The organism is Acinetobacter sp. 24-47-64, assembly GCF_057737055.1.
In genome coordinates, this window is record NZ_CM173215.1 from 1,588,269 (window position 1) to 1,604,721 (window position 16,453).

Sequence of the window (16,453 nt, forward strand, 5' to 3'; positions counted from 1 at the left end):
TTTTCGACATAGTCATTTCACTAAACACATGTCACGATCTTGTTGTTTAAAAAAACCATCAGGGAATTTACAACAATGAATGATATCGCAAACAAAGCGCAAGGTTTAGGCTTAGCCTTGATCACTAAGCTCGCAGGCAGTGATTTAATCGATCAATTAAAACTAAGAAAAATTATCGAACGCTCGCTTTATCAAGGTTCTAAGGCTGGATTTAAAACCTTGGGCTCTACACAGAAAATTTTTAAACAAAAATCCAATACTCCGACTCAACGTCTATCCAATCAGCAAAAAGGGTTATTTGATCTCAGCCTTTCTGAAGAACAACAGATGACTGTTGATGCGATGCAACAATTTGCTCATGAAGTTCTCTACCCCCTAGCACATACAGCCGACCACCAAGCTACTTTTCCAGAAAACTTATGGGCTCAATTTAAAGATTTAGGTGTCAATTATTATGCATTGCCTGAACAATACGGCGGCGTTGCTTCAGAAAAGAATGTGGTTACAAATGTGCTGATCGCAGAGCAACTTGCACAAGGTGACTTCTCATTAACAGCTACATTACTCTCCTCGTTCTCAGTCATTAATGCAATTACACAGTGGGGTTCAGCAGAGATTCAAAATAAGTATTTGTCGGCATTTAGCGAACAAGATGATCTATTTGCAACTTTTGCTGTTCAGGAAAATACACCTGCTTTCAACCCTTTCCAATTAAAAACAAAAGCGACACGCCAAGGCGATCATTTTGTCATTAATGGTGAAAAAACTATCGTTATTCTAGGTGAGCAGGCAGATCTTTTATTGGTTTCCGCAGATTTAGATGGAACAGCTCAGGTTTTCATTGTTGAGCGAAATGAAACGATTTCATATAAAGCAAATCCAGCAATGGGGCTTAAAGCAACCCAATCTGTGAGCCTAAAATTTAACAACACACCAGCATTTAAACTAAATGAGCAAGATTTTGATTATTCAGCGTTCATTGATCTGGGCAATTTAATGTGGTGTGCAATGGCAGTGGGTACATGCCAAGCGGTTAAACAATATTGCATTCAGTATGCCAATGAACGCACCGCATTTGGTGAACCAATATCCCACCGTCAAAGTGTTGCATTTATGATCGCGGATATGGCTATTGAAATTGATGCTATGAAAATGTTGGTTTTGAATGCTGCAAGCCGCGCAGAATCAGGTTTAAGTTTCCATCGTGAAGCATACTTAGCACGAATTTTGTGTGCAGAAAAATCAATGAAAATTGGCACTGATGGCGTACAACTCTTAGGTGGACATGGCTTTACCAAAGAACATCCAGTTGAACGTTGGTATCGGGATTTGCGTGCTACTGCCATTATGCATTCTGGTTTACATGCTTAATCAAATAATAAAAATTTAAGGACAAAGATGATGAATTTAGAGAATCCGAAAAAATTTAAAATGCTTGTTGATCAAGCTCATCAGACAGCGTTAAACGTGCTTCGCCCTATTTCACGCAAATATGATAAAGCTGAACATGCTTATCCCAAAGAACTCGACATGTTAGCATCCCTATTGGATGGTATGAATGAAGGTGGCGATGGCATGAATGCTGGCGCTGCCGTCAATAAACGTGGAGATACGACTCAAGGCAACAAAAATGGCGTGAACATGTCTACTGCTTTGGGTGTAATTGAGATGTGTTATGGCGATACTGGTTTATTACTTACCATGCCTCGCCAAGGATTAGGTAACTCTGCAATTGCTGCTGTAGCCAATGAAGAGCAACTTGAACGCTTCAAAGGAACTTGGGCTGCGATGGCAATTACCGAGCCAGGCTGTGGATCTGATTCTGCAGCAATACGCACCACAGCGACTAAAGATGGTGATGATTATATTTTAAATGGCGAGAAAATTTTCGTCACTTCTGGTGAACGAGCTGATTCAGTCGTGGTTTGGGCAACACTCGATAAAAAACTTGGGCGTGCAGCAATCAAATCATTTGTTGTTCCTAAAGGCACGCCTGGCATGACCGTTGAACGTCTTGAACATAAACTCGGAATTAAAGCTTCAGATACTGCTGTCATTCGCTTTATCGATTGTCGTGTCCCTGCTGCAAATTTATTAGGCAATGCTGAAATCGATGTTGCAAAAGGTTTCGCTGGTGTCATGGAAACTTTTGATAATACACGCCCTCTTGTGGCCGCAATGGCAGTTGGGTGCTCTAAAGCGTCTTTAGAGCGTATCAAGGAAATTTTTAAAGACCAACTAGATGCTGAATATGCCACCCCCTACCTTCAATCCTCAAATATTGCAGCTCAGATTTATCGTATGGAAGCAGAATGGGAAGCTGCTCGTTTATTAACCCTAAAAGCTGCATGGATGGCTGACAATAAAAAGCCTAACTCGCGTGAAGCTTCAATTGCAAAAGCGAAAGCTGGACGAATTTGTAATGAAATTACATTGAAGTGTGTCGAACTTGCTGCAAGTGTAGGCTATACCGAAGATGAGTTGTTGGAAAAATGGGCGCGTGACTCCAAAATACTAGATATCTTCGAGGGTACACAACAAATTCAACAGCTTATTGTTGCGCGCCGTGAACTTGGAAAATCATCAAGCGAATTGAAATAAATCACGTTGAATTAAACTCAACTCCGATGAAACTTAGATATACTCTGTGAAGATTTACTAAGTTTCATCGATTATGTACTTTATTCGAACTATTCAACCCCAAGATAATCCCCATATTGCAAAAATCATTCGTGAAGTCTCAGTGGAGTTTGCTCTCGCTGCTGAATCAGGCTTCGCAGTAGCAGATGCAATTCTAGATCAACTCTATGACGTTTATACAAAAGCTCACTCCATATATTGGGTTATTAGCAATGACCAACACGAGGTCTTTGGTGGTGGGGGCATTGCACCTTTGCTGGGCCACGAAAACACCCTAGAGATACAAAAAATGTATTTTATGCCCTCAATACGAGGTTTGGGTTTTGCAAAACAAATTCTAGAAAAATGTATCCAATTTGCACGAGATCAGGGCTACACGCAAATTTATCTCGAAACCACAGCATCTCTCTGGCAGGCTGTAAAATTATATGAAAAATTAGGTTTTCAACATCTACAACACCCATTAGGAAATACTGGACATAGTGATGCATGCGAAATACGCATGTTAAAAGTATTATAAAAAAACCGACCCATGGTCGGTTTTTTTATTTTGAGTGTTAGCCCAATAATTTATCAATAACACCAAATTTTTTAAAAATTTTTGATCGTCGTTTTGGATGAATATTGGCTTTATTTAAATCGCCACCATAATGGTCAAATACGCGCTTATCCATAATTTTAAACCATAACTTAGGTATTAAAACTGGGATCAACATCGTCGCATATCCACTTGGCAACACTGGCGCTTCTTCAAAGTTTCTCAATGCTTGGAATGGTCGTGTCGGATAAGCATGATGATCCGAATGGCGCTGCAACTGGTATAAGAATAGATTGGTTGTGATGTTATTATTATTCCAACTATGTTCAGGCATAGTACGCGAATAACTTCCATCTTCTTTCTTTTCTCGCAATAAGCCGTAGTGCTCAAGATAGTTGACCATTTCAAATAAAGTCACACCGTAAAGTGACTGTATGGCTAAGAATGGTAAAATTTTCTTACCATACAGTTTTAGCATCGTTGCGTGAAAAGTTGCACTAATGGCTGCGCCGTGAAATAACTCATTTTTCAGTGAAAAGAACGACTCACCCTTACGATTTAATCGATGTTTTTCAATCTGTATTGCTGACTTCAAGCCACCGCTAATGGTTCTTGGAAGAAACTCGTAAAAGGTCTCACCCATCTTAGAAGTCGCTGGATCTTCTGGAGTAGCTGCGCGCTTATGATGCCCATATGGGTGCTCAATACGGAAATGATTGTATCCAAGTGGTGCTAGTGTCACGTGTGACCAATAATGATCTGCACGCTTCGGTCGATGGCATAGTTCATGGGCAGTATTCACACCAATACCGTTGATCAACCCCATAGTACAACCAATCAACAACTGATCCAACAATGGGGTTTCTTTACGAGAGACCACGTATCCAGCAAAAAAATTGGCTGCATATTGTAAAGGAACAAACATTTTTACTATACGATCATAGTAAGGATCACTGACTAATTTTTTGATCTGCTCATCACTCGGATTATTCTCATCAGTACCGACCAAAGCATCAATGGTGGGAATAATTACGTGTAATAATAAAGGCCCACCTAATGCAAACAATTTTTTAGTTGCTTTAGGTCCGTATTGATATCCAGCCAAAAAGCCCATCCCTAATACAGGTAGTGCTGGACTAAGCAACCATAAGTAACGCTTCTTATCCAGTTGTAAGCCTTGCGCTATCGGGTTCTGACTCAATAACTCTTCAACTTTTACCTTTGCATTCACTTGCAATTTTCCTTTTCTATTTCTTATTTTTATCTTTGGTCATTTCAAATTTCAAATACAGTCGTAATCGTCCAAAAAAGCTATTGAGTCGTATTTCCGCGATGATTTTGAAGCTAAAATACATTATAGAAATCTTTACACATGTTAAGATTCAGCAATTGTATGCGTATAGGGAATATACGAAAAACATGGATGCCCTCAGTCAAGTTTTTGAAGATATTCACCTCAAAAATACGGAATATCTCTACCTTCAAGCACAAGGTAAATGGGCTTTTGAGTTAAGTCATCAAACAGCCATGATTACCTATATTTTATTATACGGTGAGGCCTTTTTTAAATTTCAAAATGGCGAACAGCTACACTTAAAAGCTGGAGATATGGCAATTATTCCTTCTGGAATGTCACATCAAGCCTATAGCCATCAAGAACAAAGATTAGTCAACATTACTCAAATAGATCATTTATTTAAAGGTTTAAGAGATGATGAAATTATCCTCGGTGACGAAGATGATAAATCTGAGAAATCTCTCATCTTCAGTATACGATCTAACATGGACAGTATTATGGGTGGACCATTGATTCAAGCCTTACCCACTTATATCCATTTAAACAATGCACTGAATGCTAGAGAGCCGGAGTGGTTAAGGATCGGGCTTTATTTCGTGGCTGATGAAACCAAGATAAACCGACCTGGTCGCCATAAGATTATGGATCACGTGGTGAGTATTATGTTAATCGAATGCGTGAGAGATTACATTTCCACGCTTACAGATCAGAATAACTGGTTAAATGCACTGACTCACCCAGAACTGAGCCCTGCATTTTCAGCGATTCACAGCCAACCAGAACGAAACTGGACTGTAGAATCATTGGCAGAAACTTGCTTTATGTCGCGTTCAAAATTCGCTCATTTATTTCAAAATATGGTGAATGAAACACCATTAGCATACTTACAGAAACACCGTTTAAGATTAGCCAGTCAACTTTTACGCTTGAGCCAGCTTTCAATTCAACAAATCGCGCATAAAGTTGGTTATTCATCAGAGACTGCATTTAGTCAAGCCTTCAAAAAACATTATCTATGCAGTCCAAGCCAATATCGTAATACTTATTTGAATTAATCGAATTGAATAAATCATAGCAAAATAAAAAAAGCACCGAAGTGCTTTTTTTATGAAGATAGAATTACTGGTGAGTTACTTGATTTTTGCAACTGACTTTAAATACTCAGTGTAATCTTTAAGTAATTGTGTACCACGATAGTTTTGATAAAGCTGTGCAAGCTGCTGTTTTTCTTCAACCGAAATCGAATCCATAGATGGTTTTTTTACCTCAGCCACACCGATAATTACCATTTCATTTGGTAATTGAGCTGTAGTCACAGACCACATTCCTGCTTTAGGTGCAGGCACACTAAATGCAGCACGTTCAATTTCTCGTTTAAGACCTTGAGAACGAGTAAAAACACCAGCATTTACGAAAGATTGCTGATGCTTAGTTAAAACCTGCTGTGAAGGTAGTGTTTTAAAATCCTTTAACATTGCAGCAACTTTTGCTTGAGCAGCTTCATATGCCTTTTGATTCAACAGCTTTTCTTTAACCTTCGCTTTGGCTACTGATAAAGGTTGAACACCAGCTTCACGGTATTCACGAACTTTCAACCAAACTGTATCACCATTCGCCAATTGTATATTGCTGGTCGCATTACGATCACCATTTTTTACATCTTGACTAAAGATCTTAGCTTTTACAGCAGGATCCGCTAGGACTTTATTTTGAGTGGCAAGAGTTACATTATTCGCAGTAACCAATTTAGCCGATTTTAATTCCTGAGGGACTACATCTAAAGCATCGCTACTTACAACGAGCTCATTCAAACCATTTACTAGATCAGAATAAGCATTGGCATTTTTAGATTTTAATAAATCAGCTTCAAGACGTGCTTTTTCAGACTCAAAACTAGCAACATTCACTTGAGCAGCTTTAGCTTGAATAATATGTACACCAAAATCGGTTTTTACTGGCTTAGAAATCGTACCTTTTGAAGCTTGAACTGCATTATCAAAAGCATCACCGAATACACCGGCTTCATAACCATCAACGCGACCCGCATTATCTTTGGAACTAGAATCTTCAGAATACTGTTGAGCAGCCTCTGCAAAAGATAATCCTGATTGAATTTTTGCATAAACATCATTGGCTATTTTTTCAGCCTCAAGCGCAGTACGATTATCTGTTGTAATCAAAATATGTTGGACTTCAACTTTGGCATTTTTATTTTGTTGGGTTACATATTGATCATAAGCTTGTTTTAATTCTGCATCTGTAACAGTTGTTGTGGCATTTGCTACCATAGCAGGCGTTACCAATACATAATCAAGATCAACTGAGGCAGGTTGCTTAAACAGCACTTTATGTTTTTCATAATAAGCAGCGACTTCAGCATCAGTTATTTTTACAGACGTTTTGTAATCATCCAATTTTACAGATGACATAAATAACGTACGTTGCTCACCTTGTAGATTTGCGATTTGCTGAATATCACTTTGGCTTACCAAAGAATTATCACGAATGCTTGAAACTAACATTTGAAGCGCATGATCTTGTCTTAAATTTTGGATTAGACCCTGGCTCGTCATATTAATTGATCGAAGATAGTTTTCATAAGCTTGTTGTGAAAATTTACCATCAACCTGCAGACTTGGCTGTTGAGCAATCATTTGTTCAATCTGAGCATCGCTTAAACTGATGCCTAACTTTTCAGCCTGCTGAACCAATAAAGCACGATCAATTAAACTATCTAGAGCCATTTGTTCAATATACGATTGATTCAGAAGTGATTCATCACCTTGAACCATTTGTAAGAATTGATCTTTATAATTCTTCGTTTGAACTTCTAGCTCTTTATTAGAAATTTCTAAATCATTAACGGTTTTAGCAATCCCATCTTTGTTTCCACCACCGAAATAGCCTTCAATACCGACCAATGCCAATGGTGTCAAAAATAATACTAGAAGGACTTTGCCGAGCCACCCTTTAATGAGTTTACGAAACGATTCCATAGGTATTCCAATATTTTATTTCAAAGCGATTCTAACTGATAATCCAAACCGAATATATCAGATGAAGCCATAAATTTTCTTTTTAATAAAAAACGCGCCAAGTCGGCGCGTTTTGGACTTAATAAGAATTAAGCTACAGAATCTTTTAAACCTTTACCAGCTTTAAAGCTAGGAACTTTGCTTGCTTTAATTTGTAATTCTTCGCCAGTTTTCGGGTTACGACCAGTGCGTGCAGCACGATCTTTAACGCTGAAAGTACCAAATCCTACTAAAGTAACAGAGTCACCTTTTTTCAGCGCTTCGCCAATAGAAGCAATAGTCGCGTCCAATGCCTTACCAGCATCAGTCTTAGACAATCCCCCTTTCTCTGCAATCGCATCAATCAATTCTGATTTATTCATGAAGATTACGTCCTCTTATATCGTTTGTTTAAAATCCAAGGCTTGTATTTTAAAAGGCCATGACGACTTTATAGCAATGCTTTGGGGGGAAACGCAATACTGCTCGACCTGTTTTGATCAAAATAAGCGACAAAAAATACCAAAATTACAGTTTTATCTCTAAATCCATCATTTTTTTTCGAGTTTGGCTCGTAAAGCTTGATTTTCAGCAATGAGCACATCTAATTTCTGGTGAATATCTAAAATCATATTCTCAAGATGTTGTACATCTTTAGTTGAGACGAGCCCAATACGATTAAGCGAAGTACTCACCCCATGATCTAAAAGTTTTTCGACCTTATCTTTTTTATCCGTAACAGACTCTTTAGTTTTTTCCGCAACTTTGTTTACTGTTTGATCTGTAAATTCAACCGTTTTTGATTCAAGCTCTTCACCAACTTTGACTAAAGAGTCAAACATTTTATTACCTTCTTCCTCTGCGCGAGAAAAAGCACCTAAACCAGCAAGCCAAATTTGTTTAGTATATTTACGAAAATCAAGTGTGGACTTACGTTGATGCTTTGTTTTACGTGAGTTTGCAGGTTGTGAGTTGTCCATTAATTCCTGTTCTTTATTGTTATTTACATACTGATCCACCGTTACACTCCTGTATATTTTAGCCTCTAAACTGACTATTCGTGCATAAAATACATTGATAATATCAAATATCGCTATTGAACCTTGTTCAAAACTGTTCTACAAAGCAATGATAAATGATGTAATCTTAGACTTAATTTAAGTTTGTGTTAATAGAACTTTTTAGATTTATTAAATTTGAATAGGATTTTTTTATGAGTGAATCGCAACAACAACAAGGTCATACCCGTTTGTTGCTTAACATTGTTATGTTAGTTTTAGAGACATTCTATTCTTTCGTCTTAAAACATGACCGTGTTGTTCGCCTTCAAGCAAAAAAATTTGTAGAACAACAAATTACAATTAAAATGAATAGCTATATCCCCTATTTTGACTTTTATATCCAATTTACGGATAAAGGCATCTTATTTGACCTTCAAGCGCCAGAAAAAGAACCTGACCTCAAGGTAAGTAGTACTTTAGTCGATATCATTCAAATTTTCGGGTTCGCAAACCGCAGAAGTTTGAAAAAAATGCGTATTGAAGGTGATCAAACCCTTAAAGACGAATTCAGAGATTTAGCATTGCATCTCTCAACACCGAAATTACTTTCAGATTGGAAAAATTGGTTAACAACAGCTTCTGAAGACCAAGATACAAAGGCTTCGAGAAAACGCATTGCACCATTACTTGAAAAAATTGACTTACAAAGATCTAAAATCAATACACTTCAAGTAGAGGTAAAACAATATAAAAATCGTATTCGTCGCATGCAATCCAACCAAAAACGTATCAACATTGCATTCGGGATAGTTTCGGTTCTATTTGTGGCTTTAATCGTGTATAATTTATTGAATATTTATTAAAATAATAAAGTTTTATCTGTTTGAATCCTCGCCATATTTAATTCCGATTAATTTAGTTGGTTTTTAGAAAAAATACTTGACTAAATTAGTCGGAATTCATAAAATTTCATCATCTAGCCTTTTACACGTGTATCGAATCATGCGCTTAACCACTCGCGGTCGCTACGCAGTGACTGCATTACTTGATCTAGCTTTGCAGCCGACTGAACAAACCATTACTTTGGCAGAAATTGCTACTCGCCAAACTATTTCTGTGGCTTATTTAGAACAACTATTTGCTAAATTAAAGCGTCATGGCTTGGTTTCGAGTGTACGTGGTGCTAATGGTGGATACCATTTAGCGCGTAATGCTTCTGATATTACGGTCTTAGAAATTATTGAAGCTGTAAACGAAACTGTTGATGCAACACGTTGTGACCACAAAGGTAACTGCCAAAATGGCGCAATGTGTCTAACTCACGATTTATGGCAAGAACTCTCCCTCCACATTGCCGATTACTTAGCTAAAATCTCTCTTGCTGATTTAGTTGCTCGCGATAACGTTCAAACTGTTGCGATCCGCCAGAATACAGCTCCATTAGATTCAGCCCTTTTATCGGTTACAGGTATTTGACATGAAACGTCCAATTTATCTTGATTATGCTGCAACGACTCCAGTCGACCCACAAGTTGCTGAGCGCATGATGGAATGCCTTACATTCGATGGGACTTTTGGTAACCCTGCATCACGTTCGCACGCATATGGTTGGCAAGCTGAAGAAAAAGTTGAATACGCTCGTGAGCAAGTTGCAAATCTTGTAAAAGCAGATCCACGCGAAATCGTTTGGACATCTGGCGCTACAGAATCTGACAACCTTGCATTGAAAGGTGTTGCACAGTTCTACGCTTCAAAAGGCAAACACATCATTACGAGTAAAATTGAACATAAAGCAATTTTAGATACTTGCCGTGAATTAGAACAAGAAGGCTTTGAAATTACCTATCTTGAACCAGAAGCTCAAACAGGTCTAATTACTCCTGAAATGGTTCAAGCCGCTTTACGTCCAGATACAATTCTTGTTTCATTAATGATGGTCAATAATGAAATTGGTACTGTAACTGATGTTGCCGCTATTGGTGAATTAACTCGTGCGAATAAGACATATTTCCACGTAGATGCCGCTCAAGCTGCTGGTAAAGTTGAAATCGATTTATCAACCATGAAAATTGATTTAATGAGTTTCTCTGCTCACAAAATTTATGGCCCTAAAGGTATCGGTGCACTTTACGTACGTCGTAGTCCACGTGTGCGTCTTAAAGCTCAAATGCATGGTGGTGGTCATGAGCGCGGTATGCGTTCTGGTACGCTTGCAACTCACCAAATTGTTGGTATGGGTGAAGCATTTGAACTTGCAGGTAAAAACCTAGTTGCTGAACAAACTCGCTTACGCACTCTACGTGACAAACTTTGGAATGGTCTACAAGATCTTGAACAAGTTTTCTTAAATGGTCATCCGACTCAAAACGTAGCAAACTACTTAAACGTAAGTTTTAACTTCGTTGAGGGTGAATCTTTAATGATGTCACTTAAAGATGCTGCTGTTTCATCTGGTTCAGCTTGTACTTCTGCAACATTAGAACCTTCTTATGTTCTTCGTGCATTAGGCTTATCTGATGAGTTAGCACACAGTTCAATTCGCTTCAGTTTTGGTAAATATACGACTGAAGAAGAGATTGATCACGTACTAGAAGTGACAAAAGCTGCTGTAGAAAAATTACGTGACCTTTCTCCACTTTGGGATATGTACAAAGAAGGAATTGATCTGTCGAAAGTTGAATGGACAGAACACTAATTTAAACCAAACACATGCATCTTATTAAGCTTAAATATTGAAATTTAATAAGATGCACCCATATTAAATATTATCAGCCGACCCTGAGGTTTGGAGACGCATCATGGCTTATAGCGAAAAAGTGATTGATCATTACGAAAATCCTCGTAATGTTGGTGTTTTAGATAAAAACGCAGAAAACGTAGGTACAGGTATGGTCGGTGCACCAGCTTGTGGTGACGTTATGCGTCTTCAAATCCAAGTGGATGAGAATGGTGTAATTGAAGAAGCTCGCTTCAAAACTTACGGATGTGGTTCTGCAATTGCTTCAAGTTCACTTGTAACTGAATGGCTAAAAGGTAAAACTTTAGACCAAGCACAGCAAATCAAGAATATTGATATTGCAAATGAACTTGCGCTTCCTCCTGTAAAAGTACACTGCTCTGTACTTGCAGAAGATGCAATTAAAGCTGCTGTAGAAGACTACCGTAGCAAAAAAGCGAAAGCTTAATTTAGCGCTTGATGATTGAATGGAGTTTTCATGATCAATTTAACTGAAAATGCTGCAACTCATATCAGCAATTATTTATTGAATCGCGGTAAGGGTGAAGGTATTCGCGTTGGTGTGAAAACTTCAGGTTGTTCTGGATTGGCTTATGTTCTCGAATTCGTTGATGAAGTTGACGAACATGATCAAGTCTTTGAACAGTTTGGGGTTAAAGTTTTCGTTGATCCGAAGAGCCTTGTTTATCTAGAAGGTATGGAAATGGACTATGTTAAAAATGGTCTAAACGAAGGTTTTGAATTCAACAACCCAAACAAAAAAGGTGAATGTGGTTGTGGTGAATCTTTCACTGTTTAAGATAATCATTCTCTTTTTACCTGATTAAAACAGTGCCCTGCACTGTTTTAATTCTATTCAGCGCCCACTTTTATTTTTCACTATTTTGGAATTTCCAACCCATGAATCATTTTGAGTTGTTTAATCTCCCTGTAGCACTCGATATTGATTTAGCAACTTTGAAAGCTAACTTTCTAAAATTGCAGCAACAATATCATCCAGATAAAGCTGAAAATAAAGACCAAGCCTTGATCAAATCTAGCGAAATCAATCAAGCTTATAAAGTTTTATCTCAAGTTGACAGCCGTGCTGGATATTTACTTACACTCAAAAAACAAGACTATCATTTAGATCAATCCATCAATGATTTCGAATTTTTACAATCTGCATTAGAAATTCGTGAACAGTTAGATGAAGCTCAAAGTTCTGAACAACTTTCATCTTTAAAAACTGAAGTGCAACAATGGATTGATGGTTTAGTTCGCGAATTCAAAATAGACTATGAAGCTGAAGATTGGGCTGAGTCTCGCGATACTGTTCGAAAATTACGTTTCTTCCAAAAAGTGATGAATGATATACATCAAGCTGAAGATCGTATTCTCGATGATGAAGATTTTGACTTAGATGACGAATTCTAATTTTATTTTTTTGTTTTATTTTCAAGGGATTTAACACATGGCACTCTTGCAAATTGCTGAACCTGGACAATCAAGTGCGCCACATGAACATCGCATTGCTATTGGTATTGATTTAGGTACGACCCACTCTCTTGTAGCAACTGTGCTTTCTGGCAAACCTAAAGTTCTAAATGATGAACAAGGTCAAGTGTTACTTCCTTCTATCGTACATTATGCTGAAAACTCTACTGTGCTCGGCAATGACGCAAAACCGTTTATAACTCGTGACCCACAGAATACTATTGTTTCTGTAAAACGTTTTATGGGACGCTCAAAAGCTGATATTAAATTTCAACACCCATATCAATTGGTGGGTGAAGACAATCAGATGCCTGCTTTTGAAACAGCGCAAGGTCGTAAAACACCTGTTGAAATTTCTGCTGAAATTCTAAAAAACCTAAAAGATCGCGCTGAAGCAAGTTTAAAGAATCCCATAAATGGTGCTGTCATTACAGTACCTGCCTATTTTGATGAGGCACAACGTCAAGCAACACGAGACGCTGCACAGCTCGCTGGTTTAAACGTACTGAGATTATTAAACGAACCTACAGCAGCAGCTGTAGCGTATGGTTTAGATCAAGCAACAAATTTAAGTACAGATCAAAATTATGTGATTTACGACTTAGGTGGTGGTACTTTCGACGTATCCATCCTACGTTTCTCACAGGGTGTATTTGAGGTACTCGCTACAGGTGGACACACTGCACTTGGAGGCGATGATTTAGATCGTCTTATCGTCAAGTGGGCTAAAAAATCACTCAATATCGAGACCTTAGATGATAACGAGTATGCACACTTCCTTGTTGCAGCACGTAAAGCGAAAGAAGCTTTATCGGACCAAGATCAAGTTAATCTTCAGCTTTTAGAAAACGAATTAACATTGGATCGTGCAACGTTTGAAAGCATCATTAAAGTTGCTCTAGATAAAACGATTTCAGTGTGCAAACGAGTATTACGTGATGCTAAATTGGAATTAGACGATATTAAAAATGTCGTTTTAGTTGGTGGCTCTACTCGCTCTTATGCGGTACAAAAAGCTGTAGCAGAAGTATTTAGTCAAGAACCCCTGTGTACCATTAATCCAGATGAAGTCGTTGCAATTGGTGCTGCAATTACTGCCAACCAATTAATTGGTAATAGCACCGATGGTTCTTTACTACTTGATGTAACACCATTATCACTTGGTATTGAAACCATGGGTGGATTAGTAGAGCGATTAATTTCACGCAATACTGCAATTCCTGTCGCTCGTCGTCAAGAGTTCACCACGTATCAAGATGGTCAAACTGCGATGTTAATCCATGTTGTCCAAGGTGAGCGCGATTTAGTAGAACATTGCCGTAGTCTCGGACGTTTTGTTTTACGCGGCATTCCACCGATGACTGCTGGTCAAGCACGCATTGAAGTGACTTATCAAGTCGATGCTGACGGTCTCTTATCGGTATCTGCTCGTGAAACAACATCTAACGTCTCAGCTCAGATTGATATTAAACCATCATACGGTTTATCTGATACTGATATGGAGCGCCTACTGGTTGATGGTTTTAAATTTGCAGCAGAAGATAAAGCCCTTCGTCATTTACATGAAACTAAAGTTGAAGCTCAACGAGAACTTGAAGCTCTTTCTCAAGCGCTTAAAGCTGATATTAAACTCTTGACTGAACAGGAAGCTCAGGATTTAATTTCTGCACAAACTCATTTGGCTCAACAACTTGAAACTTCTGATATTGAAGCAATTGAAGCTGCTGTTGCTGCGTTAAAAGTTCATAGTGATGCATTTGCTGCAAAACGAATGAATCAACATATTGATCATGCTCTCAAAGGCACTAAGCTTGACGATTGGTCAAACTCAAACTAAACATAGGTAAAAATTTATGCCACGTATTAAAGTTCTTCCACATGCGCAAATTTGCCCTGAAGGTGCTGAGTTTGAAGTTGAGCAAAATGCCAATCTTTGCGAAAGCCTTCTAAAAAATGGTATCAAAATTGAACATGCTTGTGATATGTCTGCAGCTTGTACGACCTGCCATGTCATTGTTCGTAAAGGTTTTGACGGTCTTGAAGAAATGAATGATGTAGAAGCAGATTTACTCGATCGTGCATGGGGTTTAGAGCCTGATTCACGTCTTTCTTGTCAAGTAAAAATTGAAAATGATGATTTAGAAGTTGAAATTCCGAAGTACACGATTAACCATGCTTCTGAAAATCATTAATCATTTGTAAAACCATATAAAAAAGGTCACTTAAGTGACCTTTTTATTTATGTAGATATAAAATCCTAATTTAGATATTTTACTTCATCAGATAGTTTTAACTTCACAATACCAGAAGAGTTGGTTAAATCCTGCTGAAGTTTAATACGTTCAATCATTTTTTCTAAAACTGCGATTAATTCAGCATATTCGTAATTTTGTACTTCTTCCATATTCAGCACCAGTTGAAACCCTTTGTACTCGTAATCAAACCAATGTTGATGGGTTTGCTTGGTGCTATATTTTTCCATGACCTGCCAACTTTTAATTGAACCATGAATCCCTTTCAGCTCTATAGGTTCCTGAGGTGCACAAAGATAATAGTTTTTAACTAACTTATAAGTCTCATCCGAGATTAAAATTTCATCAATTTCTGCAGCATTTTGAAGTCTTGCAGCTAAATTTGCATCCCGCCCAACAATGGTATATGCCATTCGATGAACTGCGCCATAGTTACCAACGTGACAATAACCTGTACTAATGCCCATACGTATATGCAGTGCTGAGTATCCCATTTTCACCCAGCGTTCACGCAAAAATTTCATTTGTTGACGCATTGCCATCGCCATATCGATGCAATTTTTGGCATCCTGCTCAACCCCTTGCGAATCTGGATCTCCAAAGAAAATGAGAATCGCGTCTCCCATAAACTTGTCAATTGTTCCACCATATTGCTTGGCAATTTCAGTCATATGGCTCAGATAATCATTCAAAACAAAAGCTAAGTCATCTGGAATAAGAGTCTCTGAAAGCTCAGTAAATCCCTGAATGTCAGAGAAAAAAATCGTAATTTTTTTTCGTTTATATTCAAGTTTCGCTTCAGTTTCACCACGCATGATTGATTGCCACAATTGAATTGGTGCATAGCGGCTTAACTGATTCGATAACTCAATATATCGATTCATTTCTTTAAAATAAGTTTGACGTTGAACATCTAATTTTTTTACACGTCGATTCTGATAATAATTAGCAAAATTCACAAAAAGAATCGCACATATACACGAGACTACGGACAATTCGATTGAAGTTTGCTGGAAATAATCTTCAAAACCAAAAATAAAAATTGTACAAATATAAAAAACAATGATCGCAACTAAAATTGCAATCGAACTCACCATCATCGAAATTTTATTATTAACGGCGGTAAACACCAATCCAAACAGGAAAACAAATGTTGGCAACAAACTTAAATGCACTGCTGCTAAGGCGGTAGCTACAACAACTACATCAATAATAAAGAACGCAAAACGTCTGGTTTTACTACCATAACGATATTGGATACTGTGTGAAATTCGGGGTGCCAATAGAATCAGCAAGAAAATAAATAGAGGGTATAAAATCTGATAATTTTGGTTTTGTGAAGTGAAATAATAGATCACAACAAGAATCGCGATCATCACATACCCCATCATCCTGAGGAGTACTTCAAACTGCTGTGGCTCTTTATCCAGCATTCGTTCAAATGGCAATTGCTATTACCTCAATTCACATTATTTTTATTCTTCCTTGAAATTGACGT

General features: G+C 37.8%; 17 protein-coding genes. 12 read left to right on the top strand and 5 right to left on the bottom strand.

The features are described from left to right. Nucleotides 1-75 precede the first annotated feature (75 nt). From AC1M85_RS07590 to AC1M85_RS07600, 3 genes are all read left to right on the top strand, one after another. Entirely contained in the window at nt 76-1,371 is a 1,296-nt protein-coding gene (locus AC1M85_RS07590; RefSeq protein ID WP_035263601.1) for an acyl-CoA dehydrogenase family protein, read from the top strand. A gap of 30 nt (nt 1,372-1,401) precedes the next feature. Then, entirely contained in the window at nt 1,402-2,601 is a 1,200-nt protein-coding gene (locus tag AC1M85_RS07595; RefSeq protein WP_035263603.1) for an acyl-CoA dehydrogenase family protein, read from the top strand. A 73-nt stretch (nt 2,602-2,674) separates the two neighbouring features. Continuing rightward, nucleotides 2,675-3,160 carry a GNAT family N-acetyltransferase gene (locus tag AC1M85_RS07600; RefSeq protein WP_488212822.1) on the top strand — a complete coding sequence of 162 codons (486 nt, stop codon included), beginning with the start codon at nt 2,675-2,677 and terminating at the stop codon, nt 3,158-3,160. A 37-nt stretch (nt 3,161-3,197) separates the two neighbouring features. On the opposite strand, the gene AC1M85_RS07605 is transcribed toward AC1M85_RS07600, so the two are convergent. Continuing rightward, nucleotides 3,198-4,409, bottom strand: coding sequence for an alkane 1-monooxygenase (locus AC1M85_RS07605; protein WP_488212823.1), 1,212 nt, complete (start codon nt 4,407-4,409; stop codon nt 3,198-3,200). Nucleotides 4,410-4,597: 188 nt separating this feature from the next. Between AC1M85_RS07605 and AC1M85_RS07610 the strand changes: the two genes are divergently transcribed. After that, nucleotides 4,598-5,530: an AraC family transcriptional regulator gene (locus tag AC1M85_RS07610; RefSeq protein WP_488212824.1), complete on the top strand. Its 933-nt coding sequence runs from the start codon at nt 4,598-4,600 to the stop codon at nt 5,528-5,530. A 75-nt stretch (nt 5,531-5,605) separates the two neighbouring features. Here the strand turns inward: AC1M85_RS07610 and AC1M85_RS07615 are convergent, their stop codons facing one another. The 3 genes from AC1M85_RS07615 to AC1M85_RS07625 form a co-directional block, all read right to left on the bottom strand. Beyond that, nucleotides 5,606-7,471: a SurA N-terminal domain-containing protein gene (locus AC1M85_RS07615; RefSeq protein WP_488212825.1), complete on the bottom strand. Its 1,866-nt coding sequence runs from the start codon at nt 7,469-7,471 to the stop codon at nt 5,606-5,608. Nucleotides 7,472-7,599: 128 nt separating this feature from the next. After that, nucleotides 7,600-7,872 (bottom strand): HU family DNA-binding protein, encoded by a 273-nt coding sequence (locus tag AC1M85_RS07620; protein ID WP_035263613.1) that lies wholly within the window; start codon nt 7,870-7,872, stop codon nt 7,600-7,602. Between the two features lie 168 nt (nt 7,873-8,040). Then, nucleotides 8,041-8,469 (bottom strand): phasin family protein, encoded by a 429-nt coding sequence (locus AC1M85_RS07625; protein ID WP_092766445.1) that lies wholly within the window; start codon nt 8,467-8,469, stop codon nt 8,041-8,043. A gap of 233 nt (nt 8,470-8,702) precedes the next feature. Here AC1M85_RS07625 and AC1M85_RS07630 point away from each other — a divergent pair, with 233 nt between their 5' ends. The 8 genes from AC1M85_RS07630 (at nt 8,703) to fdx (ending at nt 14,895) form a co-directional block, all read left to right on the top strand. After that, a complete protein-coding gene (locus AC1M85_RS07630; RefSeq protein WP_092766334.1) occupies nt 8,703-9,353 on the top strand; it encodes a hypothetical protein in 651 nt (216 codons plus the stop codon). A 139-nt stretch (nt 9,354-9,492) separates the two neighbouring features. Continuing rightward, a complete protein-coding gene (locus AC1M85_RS07635) occupies nt 9,493-9,966 on the top strand; it encodes an Rrf2 family transcriptional regulator (protein ID WP_035263618.1) in 474 nt (157 codons plus the stop codon). A gap of 1 nt (nt 9,967) precedes the next feature. Then, nucleotides 9,968-11,185 carry an IscS subfamily cysteine desulfurase gene (locus tag AC1M85_RS07640; protein ID WP_488212826.1) on the top strand — a complete coding sequence of 406 codons (1,218 nt, stop codon included), beginning with the start codon at nt 9,968-9,970 and terminating at the stop codon, nt 11,183-11,185. A 103-nt stretch (nt 11,186-11,288) separates the two neighbouring features. Next, on the top strand, nt 11,289-11,675 hold the full coding sequence (iscU, locus tag AC1M85_RS07645) for a Fe-S cluster assembly scaffold IscU (RefSeq protein WP_035263622.1): 387 nt from the start codon (nt 11,289-11,291) through the stop codon (nt 11,673-11,675). 30 nt (nt 11,676-11,705) lie between these two features. Next, the gene (gene iscA / locus AC1M85_RS07650; protein ID WP_035263624.1) at nt 11,706-12,026 is read left to right on the top strand and encodes an iron-sulfur cluster assembly protein IscA; all 321 of its coding nucleotides are present in this window, start codon (nt 11,706-11,708) and stop codon (nt 12,024-12,026) included. 101 nt (nt 12,027-12,127) lie between these two features. Next, nucleotides 12,128-12,643, top strand: a complete 516-nt coding sequence (hscB, locus tag AC1M85_RS07655; protein WP_092766335.1) for a Fe-S protein assembly co-chaperone HscB — start codon at nt 12,128-12,130, stop codon at nt 12,641-12,643. 37 nt (nt 12,644-12,680) lie between these two features. Then, nucleotides 12,681-14,540: a Fe-S protein assembly chaperone HscA gene (gene hscA, locus AC1M85_RS07660; protein ID WP_488212827.1), complete on the top strand. Its 1,860-nt coding sequence runs from the start codon at nt 12,681-12,683 to the stop codon at nt 14,538-14,540. A 16-nt stretch (nt 14,541-14,556) separates the two neighbouring features. Further along, a complete protein-coding gene (gene fdx / locus AC1M85_RS07665) occupies nt 14,557-14,895 on the top strand; it encodes an ISC system 2Fe-2S type ferredoxin (protein ID WP_035263630.1) in 339 nt (112 codons plus the stop codon). 65 nt (nt 14,896-14,960) lie between these two features. Here fdx and AC1M85_RS07670 read toward each other — a convergent pair whose 3' ends face one another. After that, nucleotides 14,961-16,403 (bottom strand): adenylate/guanylate cyclase domain-containing protein, encoded by a 1,443-nt coding sequence (locus AC1M85_RS07670; protein WP_035263632.1) that lies wholly within the window; start codon nt 16,401-16,403, stop codon nt 14,961-14,963. Nucleotides 16,404-16,453 lie beyond the last annotated feature (50 nt).